A 15,656-nucleotide genomic window follows, 5' to 3' on the forward strand; every position below is an offset into this window, starting at 1 on the left:
CGACCTCTAGGATGGTGCGGTGAGCAGAGCGGACCTGAGCAAGCGGCCGGACGAGGTGGCGGCCATGTTCGACGACGTCGCCGCGAAGTACGACCTCACGAACGACATCCTCTCGGCGGGCAACGCCCCGCTGTGGCGCGTCGCGACGGTCCGTGCGGTCGACCCCCAGCCGGGCGAGCGGGTGCTCGACATCGCGGCCGGGACGGGCACGAGCGCAGCGGCGTTCGCGAAGAAGGGCGCCGACGTCACGGCGCTCGACCTGTCGGCGGGCATGATCGCGGTCGGGCGCGAGCGGCACCCGGAGATCACGTTCGTCGAGGGTGACGCGGAGCACCTGCCGTTCGACGACGACTCGTTCGACGCGGTGACGATCTCCTTCGGCCTGCGCAACGTCAACGACCCGATGCAGGCGATCACCGAGATGCTCCGGGTGCTCAAGCCCGGGGGCCGACTGGTCATCTGCGAGTTCTCCACGCCGCCCGTGGCGCTCCTGCGCTTCGGCTACGGCGCGTACCTCAAGCGCGTGCTCCCGGGCATCGCGCGGCTGTCGAGCAGCAACCCGGCGGCCTACCGCTACCTGGCCGAGTCGATCGAGGCGTGGCCCGACCAGCAGGTCCTCAGCCAGTGGCTGCGCGGCGTCGGCTTCACGATGGTCGCCCACCGCAACCTGACCGCGGGCATCGTGGCGCTGCACCGCGGCCGCAAGCCCGTCGCGGGCACGGTCCGCGAGTCCGTCGCCCGCCGGGCGAAGGCCCGTCGCGAGCACCAGCACACCGGCGAGCAGCCGAGCGTCGAACCCGGCGACGCCTGACCGGTCACCCGACCCCGAACACGGAGCAGCACTTGAACCCGAGCGTCCCGGTCGCACGCCGCGCACCGAGCCTCCGCGCCTCGCTGGGCATCGGCGAGCGGTTGTTCGCGACCCCGTCCGAGCGCCGCTTCATCAGCGCGGTCGACGACGGGCTCGAGCTCGTCGAGCAGGGCCTCGAGGAGGCCATGCGCTCGACCGACACCCTGGCGGACACCACGAGCCGCTACCTGCTCTCGGCGGGCGGCAAGCGCATCCGGCCGACGCTGACGCTGCTCATCGCGCAGCTGGGCAACGGGGTGACCGACGCGGTGGTCAAGGCCGCGGTGAGCATCGAGACCACCCACCTGGCGTCGCTGTACCACGACGACGTCATGGACGAGGCCCCGGTCCGCCGGGGGGTCCCGGCGGCGCACGTGACCTACGGCAACAACGTCGCGATCCTGACCGGCGACCTGCTCTTCGCCCGTGCCAGCCTGATCACCGCCGACCTCGGGACCGAGGGCATCCGGATGCAGGCGGAGACCTTCCAGCGCCTCTGCATGGGGCAGCTGCACGAGACGACGGGCCCGCAGCCCGGGGACGACCCGGTCGAGCACTACATCCAGGTGCTCAGCGACAAGACGGGCTCGCTGATCGCCACCGCGGCCCGCGCCGGCGTGATGTTCTCCGGAGCCGACCGCGCCTACCTGCACGCCGTCGGGACCTTCGGCGAGAAGGTCGGCGTCGCCTTCCAGCTCGTCGACGACGTCATCGACCTCGCCCCGGCGAAGGACCGCACCGGCAAGATCGCCGGCAACGACCTGCGCGCCGGCGTGGACACCCTGCCGCTGCTGCAGCTGCGTCGCCTGGCCGCCGCCGACGACGGCGCGGCCGACCTGCTCGCCCGGATCGAGCACGACGTGAAGGACGCCCCCGACGACGCCGTGGACTCCGCGCCGTACCGGTCGGCCGTCGCCGCGCTGCGCGAGCACGAAGCCACCACCGCCACCCGCGCCGTCGCCGTCCGTTGGGCGGAGGAGGCGGTCGAGGCCCTGGAACCGCTGCCCGACGGCACCGTGAAGCGCGCGCTGACCCGCTTCGCCGAGTCCGTCGTCGAACGCAGCCGCTGACACGAGGGCCCACCGAGGCCCACCGGGAGCACCCGCCCGAACGAACTGGAGACATCAGTGCCCACCCTGCGAATCGCCATCGTCGGCGCCGGTCCCGCCGGCATCTACGCCGCGGACATCCTGCTGCGCGAGGCGCACGGCACCGACGTGTCGATCGACCTCTTCGAGCAGCTCCCCGCGCCCTACGGCCTGGTCCGCTACGGCGTCGCACCGGACCACCCGCGCATCAAGGGCATCGTCAACGCCCTGCGGGACGTCCTCGACCGCGGAGTCGTCCGACTCTTCGGCAACGTGCGCTTCGGGGAGGACATCACCCTCGACGACCTCAAGCAGCACTACAACGCCGTGCTGTTCTCGACCGGCGCGATCAAGGACGCCGAGCTCGACGTCCCCGGGGTCGATCTCGACGGCTCCCACGGTGCCGCGGACTTCGTCAGCTGGTTCGACGGGCACCCGGACGTGCCGCGCACGTGGCCGCTCACGGCGTCGAGCGTCGCGGTGATCGGCAACGGCAACGTCGCGCTCGACGTGTCCCGCATCCTCGCGAAGCACGCCGACGACCTGCTGCCCACCGAGATCCCGGCCAACGTGTACGAGGGGCTGCAGGCGAGCCCGGTCACCGACGTGCACGTGTTCGGACGGCGCGGTCCGGCGCAGGTGAAGTTCACGCCGCTGGAGCTCCGCGAGCTCGGCGAGCTCCGCGACGTCGACATGGTCGTGTACGACGAGGACTTCGACCACGACGAGGCATCGCTCACCGCGATCCAGACCAACAAGCAGGTCATGGTGATGAACCGTGTCCTGGAGCAGTGGCGCACGCGTGAGGTCGGGCAGGCCAGTCGCCGGCTCCACCTGCACTTCTGGGCGAAGCCCGTCGAGATCGTCGGCGAGGACGGCCACGTCACGGCACTGCGGTACGAGCGCACCCGGCCGAACGGCGAGGGCGGCGTCGAGGGCACCGGCGAGGTCCGCGAGCTCCCCGTGCAGGCCGTGTACCGAGCGGTGGGCTACTTCGGCTCCCCGCTGCCCGGTGTGCCCTTCGACGAGAAGACCGGCGTCATCCCGAACCGCGAGGGCCAGGTGCTCGACGAGGACGGCTCGCCGCTCCCGGGCGTCTACGCGACCGGGTGGATCAAGCGGGGCCCGGTCGGCCTGATCGGGCACACCAAGTCCGACGCGATGGAGACCGTCCAGCACATCGTCAACGACCAGGCCTCGTGGTGGACGCCGGCCGACCCGTCGCCCGAGGCGGTCCCGGCACTGCTCCGCGAGCGCGGCGTGGACTACACCGACCTCGACGGCTGGCACGCCCTCGACGAGCACGAGCAGGCCCTGGGCGCCGCCGAGGGTCGCGAGCGCATCAAGGTCGTCCCGCGCGACGAGATGGTCGACGTCTCGCTCCGACGCACGCCCTCGCCCACGAGCTGACCGCAGCAGGATGACCGCCGCACGCCCCGCACCGCCCGCCGCGATGCGGGGTGTGCTCGTCGCGCCCGGTCGTCTGCAGGGCGTCGACGTGGCGCGGGCGCTCGCGCTCCTCGGCATGATGGCGGCCCACGTCGGCGGCATCGCCGAGGCGGTGGACTGGAGTGACCCCGGCACGTGGTCCGCCGTGGCGCACGGACGGCCCTCCACCCTGTTCGCGGTGCTCGCGGGCGTCTCGATCGGCCTGACGAGCGGACGGACGGAGCCGCCAGGACCGCCGGCCATCGGGCGGATCCGGGCACGCCTGGCGATCCGGGCCGTGGCGGTGGTCGCCGTCGGGCTCCTGCTGATGGCCCTCGGCACACCCGTCTACGTCATCCTGCCCACGTACGGCGCGCTCTTCCTGCTGGTGCTGCCGACGCTCCGGTGGCGACCGGGCTGGTTGCTCGTCGCCGCGGCGGTGTGCGCGCTGCTGTCGCCCGTGGTCGCGCTCGCGTCGGCACCGTTCTACGCCGGCGCCGGCATGTGGGAGGTGCAACTCGGACTCGTCTACCCGGTGGTCACCTTCCTGGCGTACGTCCTGGTCGGTCTCGCGGTCGCCAGGGTCGGACCGGAGGCGCGGCGTGCGCAGGTCGCGCTCCTCGCGTCCGGGCTGCTGGTCGCCGTCGCGGCGTACGTGGTCGGCAACGTCCTGGCGCCGGTCCCGGTCGACGCCGGGGTCGAGGCGTTCCCCGGGGTCCCGTGGGCGCCGGACGGCAGCGGGGGAGGCTCGGCGCTCGCGCAGCTGCTGCTGTCCCCACGCGACCACTCGTCGTCGGTCGTCGACGTCGTCGGGACCGCCGGGGTCGCGGTGGCGGTGCTCGCCCTGTGCACCCTGGTGTTCGACGGCCGCGGCCGGACGGTCTCGCGGATCGCCTTCCCGCTCGCCGCCGTGGGGTCGATGCCGCTGACGGTCTACGCCGGGCACCTCGTCGTGATCGCGCTGCTGCCGGAGTACCCGGAGTCGGGCACGGTGTGGGCGGGGTTCGCGATCGGATCGGTGCTGTTCGCGATGCTGTGGCGCACGTTCCTCGGGAGCGGACCGCTCGAGCGCGTGGTCGCTCGCCTCACCCGTCTGGTGCCGGCAGCGCCCTGACCGGGGAGGCGGGCGGTCGCCGATCCTCCCGGCCGTGGGTCCCTACTGCAGGGCGGCGGTGAGCCGCGCGACGTTGTCGAGGACCTGGGACCGACGCGGGCGCTCGAGCCACGCGTCCAGGGTGAGCTCGAACGACGCGTCCTTGTACGCGGCCTGCACACCGCGGAGCGCGTCGACGAACCGGCTGCCGCGCACCATCACCGAGACCTCGAGGTTGAGGCTGAACGACCGCATGTCCATGTTGCTCGACCCGATGACGGAGACGTCGTCGTCGATGGTGAAGTGCTTCGCGTGCAGGATCGTCGGCGCCCGGTAGAGCCAGATCCGGACACCGGCGCGCAGGAGCTCCTCGTAGTAGGAGCGCTGCGCGTGCCACGTCATCGCGTGGTCACCCATCTCGCCGACGAAGAGCTCGACCTCGACCCCGCGCTGGGCGGTCGTGGTGATCGCGTAGAGCATCGAGTCGTCGGGGACGAAGTAGGGCGAGGTGATGGACACCTTGTCCTGCGCCGAGTACAGCAGCGCGTTGAACAGGCGCAGGTTGTTCTCACCGTCGAAGCCGGGCCCGGACGGCACGACCTGGCAGTCCAGCGCGTCGCCGCGGTCGGCGCGCTGGACGGGGTCGCTCTCGCGGAGCAGGAGCTCGTCGGTCTCGCTGTACCAGTCCGTCACGAACAGGGCGTTGAGCCCCGCGACGACGGGACCCTCGAACCGGGCGAACAGGTCCTTGTAGACCATGCCCTTCTCGATGTGCGACTGCAGGTCGTACGACGGGTCGATGAGGTTCTGCGAGCCCGTGAACGCCACCGAGCCGTCGATGACCATGATCTTCCGGTGGTTGCGCAGGTCGGGCCGCTGGAACTTCCCCTGCAGCGGCTGCAGCGGCAGCATGAGGTGCCACTCGATGTTCGCCCGGTCGAGGAACGCGAGCGTGTCCTTGTAGCCCGGGTACCCGCGGCTCGCCCAGTGGTCGAGCAGGAACCGCACGGTGACACCGCGTGCCTGGGCACGGGCCAGCGCCTCGAAGTACGGCCGGGTGGTGTCGTCGAGCGTCGCGATGTAGAACTCGACGTGCACGAAGCGCCGGGACTGGTCGATCGCCCGCGTCATCTCCTGCACCGACTCGTACGAGTCGGGGTAGAGCTCGGCGGAGTTGCCACCGACCAGGGGCATGGCGCCCAGCTCGCGGTTCAGCTTCGTCACGGACTCGAGCCACAGCGGCCACGGGTGGTCGCGGCGCACGCGCTCGATGCCCTCGGTCTGCTCGAGGATGTACGCGTTGATCTCGGTCTGCTTCTCGCGCCGTGCCTTCGGCAACTTCGTCGACCCGATGACCATGAAGACGATGAACCCGATGTACGGGATCAGGAAGATCGCGAGCAGCCAGGCCGTCGCGGTCTGCGGCTTCCGGTTGTAGGGGACGTAGATGATCGAGAAGACGCGGATCGCCAGGTCCAGCAGGACCAGGAGGACGGTGACCGCGACGCCGAGCCAGTGCTCCACGGGGCGCGGCGCTAGCGGAAGTTGATGAACTGCAGCGGCACGTCGAACTCTTCACCCTTGAGGAGCTGGATCGTGTTCTGCAGGTCGTCGCGGCTCTTGGAGGAGACGCGGAGCTCGTCGCCCTGGATCTGGCTCTTCACGCTCTTCGGAGCGTTCGCGCGGAGGAACGCGCCGATCTTCTTGGCGACGTCCTGCTCGATGCCGTTCTTGAACTTCACCTCGATGCGGTACTCCTTGCCCGAGGGGTACGGGTCTCCGGCGTCCAGGCTCTTCAACGAGATGTTCCGCTTGATGGCCTTGGTCTGCAGCACGTCGAGGACGGCCTTGGCGCGCTCCTCGGAGTTCGCCTTGATGAGGACGTCCTCGCCGCTGAACGCGATCGAGGCGTCGGCGCCCTTGAAGTCGTACCGCTGCTCGATCTCCTTGGCGGCCTGGTTGAGGGCGTTCTCCGCCTCCATCTTGTCGACCTTGCTGACCACGTCGAAGGAACTGTCTGCCATGCGGGACAGCCTAACCGCGCGACGGGATCCCGGTTCGGTGGTCACGAGCACCCTCCGACGTCCGGTATGCTCTTCAGCGCGCCTTCGGTTGGTGACCACACCGGTCGGGTGCGCACACGGCAAGTTACCCAAGCGGCCAAAGGGATCTGACTGTAAATCAGCCGGCGTAGCCTTCGGGGGTTCGAATCCCTCACTTGCCACAGCGAACAGCCCCGTCCGGTCCGGACGGGGCTGTTGCCGTTCCCGGCCTGGCGTCCTTCCGGGGCGTGATCCGGCAGGCTGGTGACATGCCCGACAGCCTCGCTCCCGCCCAGTTCGCCGACCTCGCCGAGTCGATCGCCCGTGAGGCAGCAGCGCTCGCGGCCCGCCGACGAGCGGAGGGGGTCGAGGTCGCCGACCGGAAGTCGAGCATCGTCGACGTCGTCACGGCTGCCGACCGGGAGGTCGAGGACCTCATCCGCACGCGGATCGCCGAGGCGCGTCCCGACGACGCCTTCCACGGCGAGGAGTCTGGCTCCGGTGTCGGGTCCACGGGGATCACCTGGGTGGTCGACCCGATCGACGGCACGGTCAACTACCTCTACGGCAGTGAGCAGTACGGGGTGAGCATCGGCGTCGTGCGGGGGAGCGCGGACCCGACGCAGTGGGAGGCGCTCGCGGGGATCGTCGTGGCGCCGGCGACCGGCACGGTGTTCCGGGCGGTGTCCGGCGAGGGCGCGACACGCGACGGCGTCCCGCTCCGCGTGTCGACCCCGTCGTCCCTCGCGGAGACGCTCGTCGCGACGGGCTTCGGCTACACCGCCGACCGTCGGCGTGAGCAGGTCGCGGTGCTGGCCGGCCTGATCGGCGAGGTGCGGGACGTTCGTCGCGCGGGAGCGGCGTCGCTCGACTGCTGCGCGGTCGGGGCCGGCACCGTCGACGCGTACTACGAGCGCGGCATCAACCCGTGGGACATGGCGGCGGGGTCGCTCGTCGCCGCCGAGGCCGGAGCGAGCGTCCGGATCTGGGAGGCCGGCGGCACGCGCTCCTTCCTGTTCGCGGCCCCCGCCGTGGCCGACCAGCTGGAGTCCCTGGTCCGTCGGCTCGAGTCCGAGGAGCTCGTCGACTGACGGCCCGGAGGCGCACCCGCCGGGCGTCGGCAGGGTCCGGTGGGGCACCGCTCGCGGACGGTGCACGGTCGTGCAGACGACTGGCGGTGCGCGACGGCCCCTGCTAGCGTGCTCCAGTCCCGTTATCTGCTCGTTACACACGAGCGCCCCGTGCCCCGATCAGGATCAGCCTCGAACACATGCCCCACGCCTCCACGACTGCGCAGACGCCCACCCGCACCGAGACCGAGCCGGTCGTGCACCTGACGCGACGCGCACGCATCGAGGCCGAGCGTCGAGCGGCTGCGACCAGCACCCCGCGCTCCGCAGCGGCTCCGCAGTCCCCGGTCGACGCACCGTCGTTCGACGAGCTCGTCGCCCCGACGACGCCCGCAGCCCCGGTCTCACCGATCGACCTCGCGCCGGCCTCACCGGTCCGGCCGGCACCGTCCGCCGGAGCGGTCACGCCGCCCGCGCCGGTCTCGCCCGACGTCGCACCGGCGGCGGACGCCTCGCGCGCCCCGACCCCGGTCGTGGATGCGGTCCGTCCGTCGGGAGCGCGACGTCCCGCGACCGCCCCGACGTCCAGCGGCAGGGCTCCGGAGGCCGGCCGCGGCCGCGGCCGTGCACGGCGCACCGCCACGGCCGCCCGCGTCGACCGTGCGACCCGTCACATCAGCAGCGCCTCGGCGTCGTCGGTGTCCACGGGCAGCATGCGCGGTGACGCCTTCCGCCGGAACGCCTCGCGGGTCACCGCCGTCGGCGCACTGCTGTTCGCCGCCGGGCTGGTCGTGTCGACGTCGCTGCCGGCGCAGGCGCTCTGGGTGCCGCCGGCTGACACCACCGCGGCTCGCGCCACCGCCACCGGCGGATCACAGTCCCTCAGCGTGGGCAACGGTGCCGTGGACGCCGAGACCACCCGCGACCAGTACTCGGTGACGTCCGCCACGCAGTACAAGAACGTCGACGCGTCGTCCTTCTCGAACGACCCGAACGGCTCGATCCAGTGGCCGTTCCTGACCGGGGTGCCGATCACGTCGGGCTTCGGCGGTCGTCAGGTCGAGGGCTGCTCGTTCTGCTCGACGAACCACATGGGCGTCGACTTCGCCCCGGGCGAAGGGACCCCGATCCGCTCCGTCGCCGCGGGCACGGTCATCAAGGTGCAGGCGCACGACGGCGGCTTCGGCAACGACGTGTGGGTGCAGCACGACGTCGACGGCAAGCAGTTCGTCAGCGTGTACGGCCACATGAAGGACGGCACGTTCAAGGTCGTCACCGGGCAGGAGGTCGCCGTCGGCGACGAACTCGGCGAGGTCGGGTCGACCGGCAACTCGACCGGTCCGCACCTGCACCTGGAGATCCACGTCGGTGGCGTCCCGGTGGACCCGCTGACCTGGCTCCGCGCCAACGCGAACTAGCGGAGGAGCGGCGGCACGCCCGGGCGACACGTCCGGTTCCCGACCACCGTCGCACGTCTGCTACGCTCGTCTGGTGCCGCCGAGCGGCACTCGCCCCGATAGCTCAGTGGTAGAGCACTTCCATGGTAAGGAAGGGGTCGTCAGTTCAATCCTGACTCGGGGCTCCGACCCGGAGCTGTTGTCGCTCCGGATCTCCGGCGGGGTAGCTCAGTTGGTTAGAGCACACGACTCATAATCGTGGGGTCACGGGTTCAAGTCCCGTCCTCGCTACCACAGGCCCGGCGGCCAGATCGCCGGGCTTTCGTCGTTCCCGGACTGCACCATCCCCGCGCGCGCCCGGCGCTGTGCCGACCCGTGCTCTGTGCCGGTCTGTGCTCTGTGCCGACCGGTGCTCTGTGCGATCCGTGCTCCACGCGTCCGCCGGTCCGCGTCCGTTCCGTCCCATTGCGCTCGACCTGGGATGCTGTTCCGCTCGTGGTGCGCAGGAACGCCAGTCCTCCTGCGCGCAGAAGTGCCTCCTACGCGCAGAACGGCTCCGGGCGATCGCCCGCCGCGGTCGCGGCTCAGCGCGGGGGAGCGGTCAGCACGCCCGCCCCCCGGAGGGCCCGTTCGAGCGTCGCCTCCACCTGCTGCCGGGCGCTCCGCCGACGCCCCGCGCCGATGCCGCCCCCGGACACCGCCGTGGCGTGCTGGGCGTGCCGGAGCGTGATCGTGGTCGACGTCCCCGTGACGGTCGTCGAGAGCTCGTACCGCCGGAACTCCCGCGCCGGGTGCACGAGGGCGCCGAGCAGGATCGTCAGCAGCCGGTTGCCGATCGTCGCGGTGATCGTGCCCCCGGTCGACTCGACCCGGTGCCCGGTCTGTCGGAGTGCCGCGCCGGCGACCTCCATGGCGGTGCACCGGTCGCCCGTGTGGACCGCGTACTGCGTCGTGTGCTCCATGAGTCCCTCCCCGTCCCCGGAGTCGTACCCGGCGTCCCCCCGGACACCGTGCGGCGAGCATAGCCGATGCATGCTCAGGGAGAGGGCGTGTGTCGAGCGTGCTCGGTAGACTTCCACGCGTGTCAGTGAACCCCGAGCTCGTCGGCAGGACGTTCCCGCCGGCCCAGCCCTACCTGGTCGGTCGTGAGAAGGTGCGCGAGTTCTCGCGCGCCGTGTTCGCGACGAACCCGATCCACCACGAGCCCGACGCCGCCCGTGCCGCCGGCTACACCGACGTGGTCGCCCCGCCGACCTTCGCCGTCGTCGTGCAGGAGGCGACGCTCGCCCAGCTCCTGGCCGAGCCGGACGCCGGCATCGACTTCTCCCGTGTCGTGCACGGTGAGCAGTCCTTCACCTACGACCGGCCGATCGTCGCGGGCGACGAGCTGACCGCCACGCTCACCGTCACCAGCGTGAAGACCCTCGGCGGCAACGCCATGGTGACCGCCGAGAGCACGATGCAGGACGCGTCGGGGGAGCACGTCGTCACCGCGACCTCCACCCTCGTGGTCCGAGGAGACGACGCATGACCACCGCACCCGCCACCGCGCTCGAGGTCGGCACCGTCGTCGCCGAGCGCGAGGTCCACCTCACCCGCGATGCGCTCGTCCGCTACGCCGGCGCCTCGGGCGACTTCAACCCGATCCACTACCGCGACGACGTCGCCGCCTCCGTCGGGCTCCCCGGCGTGCTCGCGCACGGCATGCTGACGATGGGGCACGCCGTCCAGCCCGTCGCCGAGTGGCTCGGCGACCGCGGCTGGGTCCAGCGCTACGGCGTCCGTTTCACCCGCCCCGTCGTCGTCGACCCCGAGCAGGGCGCGACCGTCGGCGTCGTCGCGAAGGTCGGCACCGTCGACGACCAGGGGCGTCCGCAGCGCATCGACCTCACCGTGACCGCCGCCGGGCAGACCGTGCTCGGCAAGGCGCAGGTCACGGTGGTGTTCCGCTGACCGTGTCGACGCGACTGGCCGACCTCACCACGTTCCGCGTCGGAGGTCCTGCGGCGACGCTCCTGGTCGCGGACACGACCGACGAGCTCGTCGCGCATGCGCACACCGCGTGGCAGGACGACGAGTGGCTCGTCGTCGGTGGCGGCAGCAACCTGCTCGTCGCCGACGACGGCTTCGCCGGCACCGTCGTGCTCGTCCGGACGCGCGGTGTCGACGCCGAGCCCGACGAGGACGGCGTCACCGTCCGCGTCGCGGCCGGCGAACCGTGGGACCGGTTCGTCGCGACGACCGTCGAGAACGGTTGGACCGGCCTGGAGGCCCTCAGCGGCATCCCGGGCACGGTCGGTGCCGCCCCCGTGCAGAACATCGGCGCCTACGGGGTCGAGCTCTCCGACGTGCTCTCCCGCATCGAGTTCCTCGACGCGTCGACGGGGGAACGCGCGTGGGTGGACGCGGCCGAGCTGGCGCTCGGCTACCGCACCTCGACGCTCAAGCACGGGCGACGAGGCGTGGTGCTGACGGTCGAGTTCCGGCTCGGCGCCACCGTGGACGAGGGCGTGCCCGTCCGCTACGCCCAGCTGGCCGGCTCGCTCGGCGTCGAGCTCGGCACCCCGGTCGACCCGATGACCATCCGGACGACGGTGCTGCGCCTGCGGTCGTCCAAGGGGATGGTGCTCGACGACGCCGATCCGGACACGTGGAGCGCCGGCTCGTTCTTCACGAACCCGATCGTGTCGGCCGGGTTCGCCGAGACGCTGCCGCCGGAGGCCCCTCGTTGGCCGGCCGGCGACGACGTGAAGCTCAGCGCCGCGTGGCTCATCGAGTACGCGGGGGTGCACCGCGGGTACGCGGTCCCCGGGTCGCACGCCGCGATCTCGTCGAAGCACACCCTGGCGTTGACCAACCGCGGGGGTGCCACCGCAGCCCAGGTCGCCGAGCTCGCGCGGTACGTCCAGGTGACCGTCCTGAACCGCTTCGGCGTCTCGCTGGTCCCGGAGCCGGTCGTGGTGGGGGACCTGCTCGGCGCGAGCTGACCGACGGACGGTCGCCGCGCCTCCCGGCCGTCGCAGTCTCGCGAGACGCAACGTGGGCGGCTCCGCGCAGCGGTACAGCGCTGCGCGGAACCGCCCACGTTGCGTGCTGCGGAGGGGGCTACGCGGAGAAGAACGCCGCCAGGCGCCGGACTCCCTCGGCGATGTCGTCGTCGCCGAGCGCGTAGGACATCCGGATGTAGCCAGAGGGGCCGAAGGCCTCGCCCGGGACGACCGCGACCTCGGCATGCTCGAGGATCAGGTCCGCGAGCTCGAGCGTGGTCGTGGGGGTCGATCCCGCCCACTCGCGGCCGAGGAGCGCCGTGACGTCGGGGTAGACGTAGAAGGCGCCCTTCGGGGTCGGGGTGACGAAGCCCGGGATCGCGTTGAGCCCCTCGACGATGGCGCGACGGCGGCGGTCGAACGCCTCGCGCATCGCCGCGACGGGCTCCTGCGGGCCGGTGAGGGCTGCGATCGCGGCACGCTGCGACACGTTCGCCACGTTCGACGACAGGTGCGACTGCAGGTTGGACGCGGCCTTCACGGCGTCGGCCGGGCCGATGGACCACCCGACGCGCCACCCGGTCATGGCGTACGTCTTCGCGACGCCGTTGACGAGGATCGTGGTGTCGGCGAGGGCCGGCACCGCGTCGAGGATGCCCGTGAAGGCGACGTCGTCGTAGACCAGGTCCTGGTAGATCTCGTCGCTGACCACCCAGATGCCGTGCTCGAGCGCCCACTCGCCGATGGCCTTCGTCTGGTCGGCCGAGTACACCGAGCCGGTGGGGTTCGAGGGGGAGCAGAACAGCAGCGCCTTGGTCTTCGGCGTGCGCGCTGCCTCGAGCTGCTCGACCGTGACGAGGTAGTCCTGGTCGCTGCCCGCGAAGACCTCGACCGGGGTGCCCCCGGCCAGGCGGATCGCCTCGGGGTAGGTGGTCCAGTAGGGAGCGGGCAGCAGGACCTCGTCGCCCTCGTCCACGATGGTCTGGAAGGCCTGGTAGACGGCCTGCTTCCCGCCGTTGGTGACGATGACCTGCGACGGGTCGACGGTGACGCCGGACTCGCGCGCGGTCTTCTCGGCGATCGCCCGCTTGAGCTCGGGCAGGCCCGTCGCCGGCGTGTAGCGGTGGTTCGCGGGGTCCTGGACGGCCAGGACGGCGGCGTCGACCACGTGCTGCGGCGTCGCGAAGTCCGGCTCGCCCGCCGCGAACGAGATCACCGGACGACCGGCGGCCTTGAGCGCCTTGGCCTTCGCATCGACCTTGAGCGTCGCGGACTCGGCGATCGCGGCGATGCGCGACGCGATGCGCGGACGGTCGGAGGTCGCGGCGACGGAGTCCGTCGCGGTCTCGGGGGCGGTGGACTCGGGGCCGGGGGCTGCGGTGCTCACGGCCGCCAGCCTACCGGCGCGGCACGCCGGGGGGAGCGGCCGAGTGGACAGCGTGTGACGGACTCCCGTACACTCGACCACCGGCGCACGGAACGGTGACGGGACGTGCCCCAGGGGGTTCCGACCCCTACAGGGCGGTGGCTCAATTGGTAGAGCAGCGGTCTCCAAAACCGCAGGTTGCAGGTTCGAGTCCTGTCCGCCCTGCAAGTCTGGAAGGTGTGAAGGTGGCGAGCAAGGACATGGAGACGACGGCGGACGACGTCGTCGCGAAGGCCAAGGCCGACCGTGCTCAGCGTGGTGGCCCGATCGCTGCCGTCGTCCTCTTCATCCGCCAGGTCATCGGCGAACTCCGCAAGGTCGTCACGCCGACCCGCAAGGAGCTCTTCAGCTACACCGGCGTCGTGCTCGTCTTCGTCGTCGTGATGATGATCCTGGTGTCGATCCTCGACTTCGTCTTCGGTCTCGGCGTCGGTTACGTCTTCGGCAACGGTCCCACGGCCTGACCCGTCGCCGACCGGCCTGACGGCTGGTCTGCTGCGTCCGTTCACCTGGCCGGACCCCGACAGGAGTACGGTCGCCCGAGACGGCGACGGACGCGAACCGCTCCGGCCACTCACCCGATCCGCACCACCGAACGGAAAGAACCGCAGTGTCTGACTACTCCCGCGACGACATCGACCTCGCCACGGCTGCCGAGCAGTCCTCCGAGGTCGAGGAGAACCAGGAAGGCGACGTCGAGACCGCCGAGGGCCGTTCGGTCGAGTCCGCCGAGGAGCGTGCGATCTCCGTCGAGGACGAGGACGCCGAGTCCCTCGGGACGAGCGACGAGCCGGACGACGGCACGGTGGACACCTCCATCGACGAGGCGCTCACCGCGCTGGCCGAGTCCCGCGACCCCGAGGCGGACGCCGTCGTCGACGACGCGCTCGACATCGACTCCGCCGACGAGGCCGAGGCCGCCGTCGAGGCGGTCGAGGACGAGGAGGAGACCGAGCTCGAGGACGCCTCCGCAGCCGAGGTGAACGAGACGCTCGCCGCGGACGAGGCCCTCGACGCCGACGAGGTCGACGACGAGCCCGCCGAGGTCGACCCGTACGACGCCTTCAAGGCCGAACTGCGGATGAAGCCGGGCAAGTGGTACGTCATCCACTCCTACGCGGGCTTCGAGCGCCGCGTGAAGTCGAACATCGAGAACCGCATGATCTCGATGTCGATGGAGGACTCGATCTACCAGGTCGAGGTCCCGATGGAGGACGTCGTCGAGATCAAGAACGGGCAGCGCAAGCTGGTCACCCGCGTCCGGATCCCCTCGTACGTGCTCGTCCGCATGGACCTCAACGAGGACTCGTGGTCGGTCGTCCGCCACACCCCCGGTGTCACCGGCTTCGTCGGCAACGCCCACAACCCGACGCCGCTCCGCTTCGACGAGGCGTTCGGCATGCTGAAGTCGCTCGTGCAGGTCGCCGAGGCCGCACCGACCAAGGGCGGCGCGAAGTCCGGCGGTGCCGCACAGGCGCAGCCGCAGGCCGAGGTCGACTTCGAGATCGGCGAGACGATCACCATCAAGGAAGGCTCGTTCGCGGGCCTGCCGGGTTCGATCTCCGAGATCAAGCCGGAGAGCGGCAAGCTCACCGTCCTCGTCTCGCTGTTCGAGCGCGAGACCCCGGTCGAGCTCAGCTTCGACCAGGTCACCAAGCTGTAGTACGCTACTGAGGTTTGGCCCCGCGTGCTGTGGCATGCGGGGCTTCACCGCGGTCCGGATCCGCCGGGCCAGCGGGAGAGTGCACGGATCCCCGTGCGTTCGATTCCAGGAGGAAGCACAACATGGCACCGAAGAAGAAGGTCACGGGCCTCATCAAGCTGCAGATCAACGCGGGCGCCGCCAACCCGGCCCCGCCGATCGGTCCTGCGCTCGGTCAGCACGGCGTGAACATCATGGAGTTCTGCAAGGCGTACAACGCCGCGACCGAGTCGCAGCGCGGGAACGTCGTGCCGGTCGAGATCACCGTCTACGAGGACCGTTCGTTCACGTTCGTCCTCAAGACCCCGCCGGCCGCAGAGCTGATCAAGAAGGCCGCGGGTGTGCAGAAGGGGTCCTCGACCCCGCACACGGTCAAGGTCGCAAAGATCTCGATGGACCAGGTCCGTCAGATCGCCGAGACCAAGCAGGCAGACCTGAACGCCAACGACATCGAGCAGGCCGCGAAGATCATCGCCGGCACCGCTCGTTCGATGGGCATCACGGTCGAGGCGTAAGCCTCAGCGCCCCACACACCCCGACCCCTTTCCGTGGGAGAGCCTCGCCGGCTCGTCA

16 protein-coding genes and 4 tRNA genes are annotated in these 15,656 nt (G+C 71.1%); 16 read left to right on the plus strand and 4 right to left on the minus strand.

What is annotated here, in order from left to right:
- Nucleotides 1-19: 19 nt before the first annotated feature.
- Genes J2X59_RS01365 through J2X59_RS01380 form a run of 4 tightly spaced genes read left to right on the plus strand, consistent with a single transcriptional unit; the run spans nt 20 to nt 4,480 of the window.
- Nucleotides 20-811, plus strand: a complete 792-nt coding sequence (locus J2X59_RS01365; RefSeq protein ID WP_066655267.1) for a demethylmenaquinone methyltransferase — start codon at nt 20-22, stop codon at nt 809-811.
- Nucleotides 812-843: 32 nt separating this feature from the next.
- Complete coding sequence (locus J2X59_RS01370; RefSeq protein ID WP_066655261.1) at nt 844-1,920, plus strand: polyprenyl synthetase family protein; 1,077 nt, start codon at nt 844-846, stop codon at nt 1,918-1,920.
- A 57-nt stretch (nt 1,921-1,977) separates the two neighbouring features.
- Nucleotides 1,978-3,348 (plus strand): FAD-dependent oxidoreductase, encoded by a 1,371-nt coding sequence (locus J2X59_RS01375; RefSeq protein WP_066655254.1) that lies wholly within the window; start codon nt 1,978-1,980, stop codon nt 3,346-3,348.
- 10 nt (nt 3,349-3,358) lie between these two features.
- Nucleotides 3,359-4,480 carry a heparan-alpha-glucosaminide N-acetyltransferase domain-containing protein gene (locus tag J2X59_RS01380; RefSeq protein ID WP_326495435.1) on the plus strand — a complete coding sequence of 374 codons (1,122 nt, stop codon included), beginning with the start codon at nt 3,359-3,361 and terminating at the stop codon, nt 4,478-4,480.
- A 42-nt stretch (nt 4,481-4,522) separates the two neighbouring features.
- On the opposite strand, the gene cls is transcribed toward J2X59_RS01380, so the two are convergent.
- Both cls and J2X59_RS01390 read right to left on the minus strand, forming a co-directional pair.
- On the minus strand, nt 4,523-5,983 hold the full coding sequence (gene cls, locus J2X59_RS01385) for a cardiolipin synthase (protein ID WP_326495436.1): 1,461 nt from the start codon (nt 5,981-5,983) through the stop codon (nt 4,523-4,525).
- A gap of 11 nt (nt 5,984-5,994) precedes the next feature.
- Nucleotides 5,995-6,483, minus strand: coding sequence for a YajQ family cyclic di-GMP-binding protein (locus tag J2X59_RS01390; RefSeq protein ID WP_066655250.1), 489 nt, complete (start codon nt 6,481-6,483; stop codon nt 5,995-5,997).
- 118 nt (nt 6,484-6,601) lie between these two features.
- Here J2X59_RS01390 and J2X59_RS01395 point away from each other — a divergent pair.
- From J2X59_RS01395 to J2X59_RS01415, 5 genes are all read left to right on the plus strand, one after another.
- Nucleotides 6,602-6,683 (plus strand) — tRNA-Tyr (locus J2X59_RS01395).
- An 87-nt stretch (nt 6,684-6,770) separates the two neighbouring features.
- Nucleotides 6,771-7,592, plus strand: coding sequence for an inositol monophosphatase family protein (locus J2X59_RS01400; RefSeq protein ID WP_326495437.1), 822 nt, complete (start codon nt 6,771-6,773; stop codon nt 7,590-7,592).
- 179 nt (nt 7,593-7,771) lie between these two features.
- On the plus strand, nt 7,772-8,989 hold the full coding sequence (locus J2X59_RS01405) for a M23 family metallopeptidase (protein ID WP_326495438.1): 1,218 nt from the start codon (nt 7,772-7,774) through the stop codon (nt 8,987-8,989).
- Nucleotides 8,990-9,081: 92 nt separating this feature from the next.
- A tRNA-Thr gene (locus J2X59_RS01410) sits at nt 9,082-9,153 on the plus strand.
- A gap of 32 nt (nt 9,154-9,185) precedes the next feature.
- Nucleotides 9,186-9,262 (plus strand) — tRNA-Met (locus tag J2X59_RS01415).
- A gap of 290 nt (nt 9,263-9,552) precedes the next feature.
- Here J2X59_RS01415 and J2X59_RS01420 read toward each other — a convergent pair.
- Complete coding sequence (locus J2X59_RS01420; protein ID WP_326495439.1) at nt 9,553-9,930, minus strand: hypothetical protein; 378 nt, start codon at nt 9,928-9,930, stop codon at nt 9,553-9,555.
- A gap of 119 nt (nt 9,931-10,049) precedes the next feature.
- On the opposite strand from J2X59_RS01420, the gene J2X59_RS01425 reads away from it, so the two are divergent.
- The 3 genes from J2X59_RS01425 to J2X59_RS01435 are packed head-to-tail and all read left to right on the plus strand — an operon-like array spanning nt 10,050 to nt 11,955.
- Nucleotides 10,050-10,499: a MaoC family dehydratase N-terminal domain-containing protein gene (locus J2X59_RS01425; protein WP_081984962.1), complete on the plus strand. Its 450-nt coding sequence runs from the start codon at nt 10,050-10,052 to the stop codon at nt 10,497-10,499.
- Nucleotides 10,496-10,921, plus strand: a complete 426-nt coding sequence (locus J2X59_RS01430) for a MaoC/PaaZ C-terminal domain-containing protein (protein WP_326495440.1) — start codon at nt 10,496-10,498, stop codon at nt 10,919-10,921. Before J2X59_RS01425 ends, J2X59_RS01430 begins: the two co-directional genes overlap by 4 nt.
- On the plus strand, nt 10,918-11,955 hold the full coding sequence (locus J2X59_RS01435; protein ID WP_326495574.1) for a UDP-N-acetylmuramate dehydrogenase: 1,038 nt from the start codon (nt 10,918-10,920) through the stop codon (nt 11,953-11,955). Before J2X59_RS01430 ends, J2X59_RS01435 begins: the two co-directional genes overlap by 4 nt.
- 118 nt (nt 11,956-12,073) lie before the next feature.
- Here the strand turns inward: J2X59_RS01435 and J2X59_RS01440 are convergent, their stop codons facing one another.
- Nucleotides 12,074-13,258, minus strand: a complete 1,185-nt coding sequence (locus J2X59_RS01440) for a pyridoxal phosphate-dependent aminotransferase (RefSeq protein WP_326495575.1) — start codon at nt 13,256-13,258, stop codon at nt 12,074-12,076.
- Nucleotides 13,259-13,473: 215 nt separating this feature from the next.
- Here J2X59_RS01440 and J2X59_RS01445 point away from each other — a divergent pair.
- The 4 genes from J2X59_RS01445 to rplK all read left to right on the plus strand — a co-directional run bounded on the left by J2X59_RS01445 (nt 13,474) and on the right by rplK (nt 15,598).
- A tRNA-Trp gene (locus J2X59_RS01445) sits at nt 13,474-13,546 on the plus strand.
- Nucleotides 13,547-13,566: 20 nt separating this feature from the next.
- Nucleotides 13,567-13,845 (plus strand): preprotein translocase subunit SecE, encoded by a 279-nt coding sequence (gene secE, locus J2X59_RS01450; protein ID WP_066658449.1) that lies wholly within the window; start codon nt 13,567-13,569, stop codon nt 13,843-13,845.
- A 146-nt stretch (nt 13,846-13,991) separates the two neighbouring features.
- On the plus strand, nt 13,992-15,044 hold the full coding sequence (gene nusG / locus J2X59_RS01455; protein WP_326495441.1) for a transcription termination/antitermination protein NusG: 1,053 nt from the start codon (nt 13,992-13,994) through the stop codon (nt 15,042-15,044).
- A 122-nt stretch (nt 15,045-15,166) separates the two neighbouring features.
- Nucleotides 15,167-15,598, plus strand: a complete 432-nt coding sequence (gene rplK / locus J2X59_RS01460) for a 50S ribosomal protein L11 (RefSeq protein WP_017888638.1) — start codon at nt 15,167-15,169, stop codon at nt 15,596-15,598.
- The last annotated feature ends 58 nt before the right edge of the window (nt 15,599-15,656 follow it).

The sequence above is a fragment of the Curtobacterium sp. 260 genome, from assembly GCF_030803485.1.
Lineage (GTDB): Bacteria > Actinomycetota > Actinomycetes > Actinomycetales > Microbacteriaceae > Curtobacterium.

What these genes read in the sequence shown, in the direction of transcription:
- J2X59_RS01430 (WP_326495440.1), top strand. Translation starts at nt 10,496, where the DNA reads ATGACCACCGCACCCGCCACCGCGCTCGAGGTCGGCACCGTCGTCGCC.
- J2X59_RS01390 (WP_066655250.1), bottom strand. Translation starts at nt 6,483, where the DNA reads ATGGCAGACAGTTCCTTCGACGTGGTCAGCAAGGTCGACAAGATGGAG.
- J2X59_RS01405 (WP_326495438.1), top strand. Translation starts at nt 7,772, where the DNA reads ATGCCCCACGCCTCCACGACTGCGCAGACGCCCACCCGCACCGAGACC.
- rplK (WP_017888638.1), top strand. Translation starts at nt 15,167, where the DNA reads ATGGCACCGAAGAAGAAGGTCACGGGCCTCATCAAGCTGCAGATCAAC.
- J2X59_RS01420 (WP_326495439.1), bottom strand. Translation starts at nt 9,930, where the DNA reads ATGGAGCACACGACGCAGTACGCGGTCCACACGGGCGACCGGTGCACC.
- J2X59_RS01400 (WP_326495437.1), top strand. Translation starts at nt 6,771, where the DNA reads ATGCCCGACAGCCTCGCTCCCGCCCAGTTCGCCGACCTCGCCGAGTCG.
- J2X59_RS01380 (WP_326495435.1), top strand. Translation starts at nt 3,359, where the DNA reads ATGACCGCCGCACGCCCCGCACCGCCCGCCGCGATGCGGGGTGTGCTC.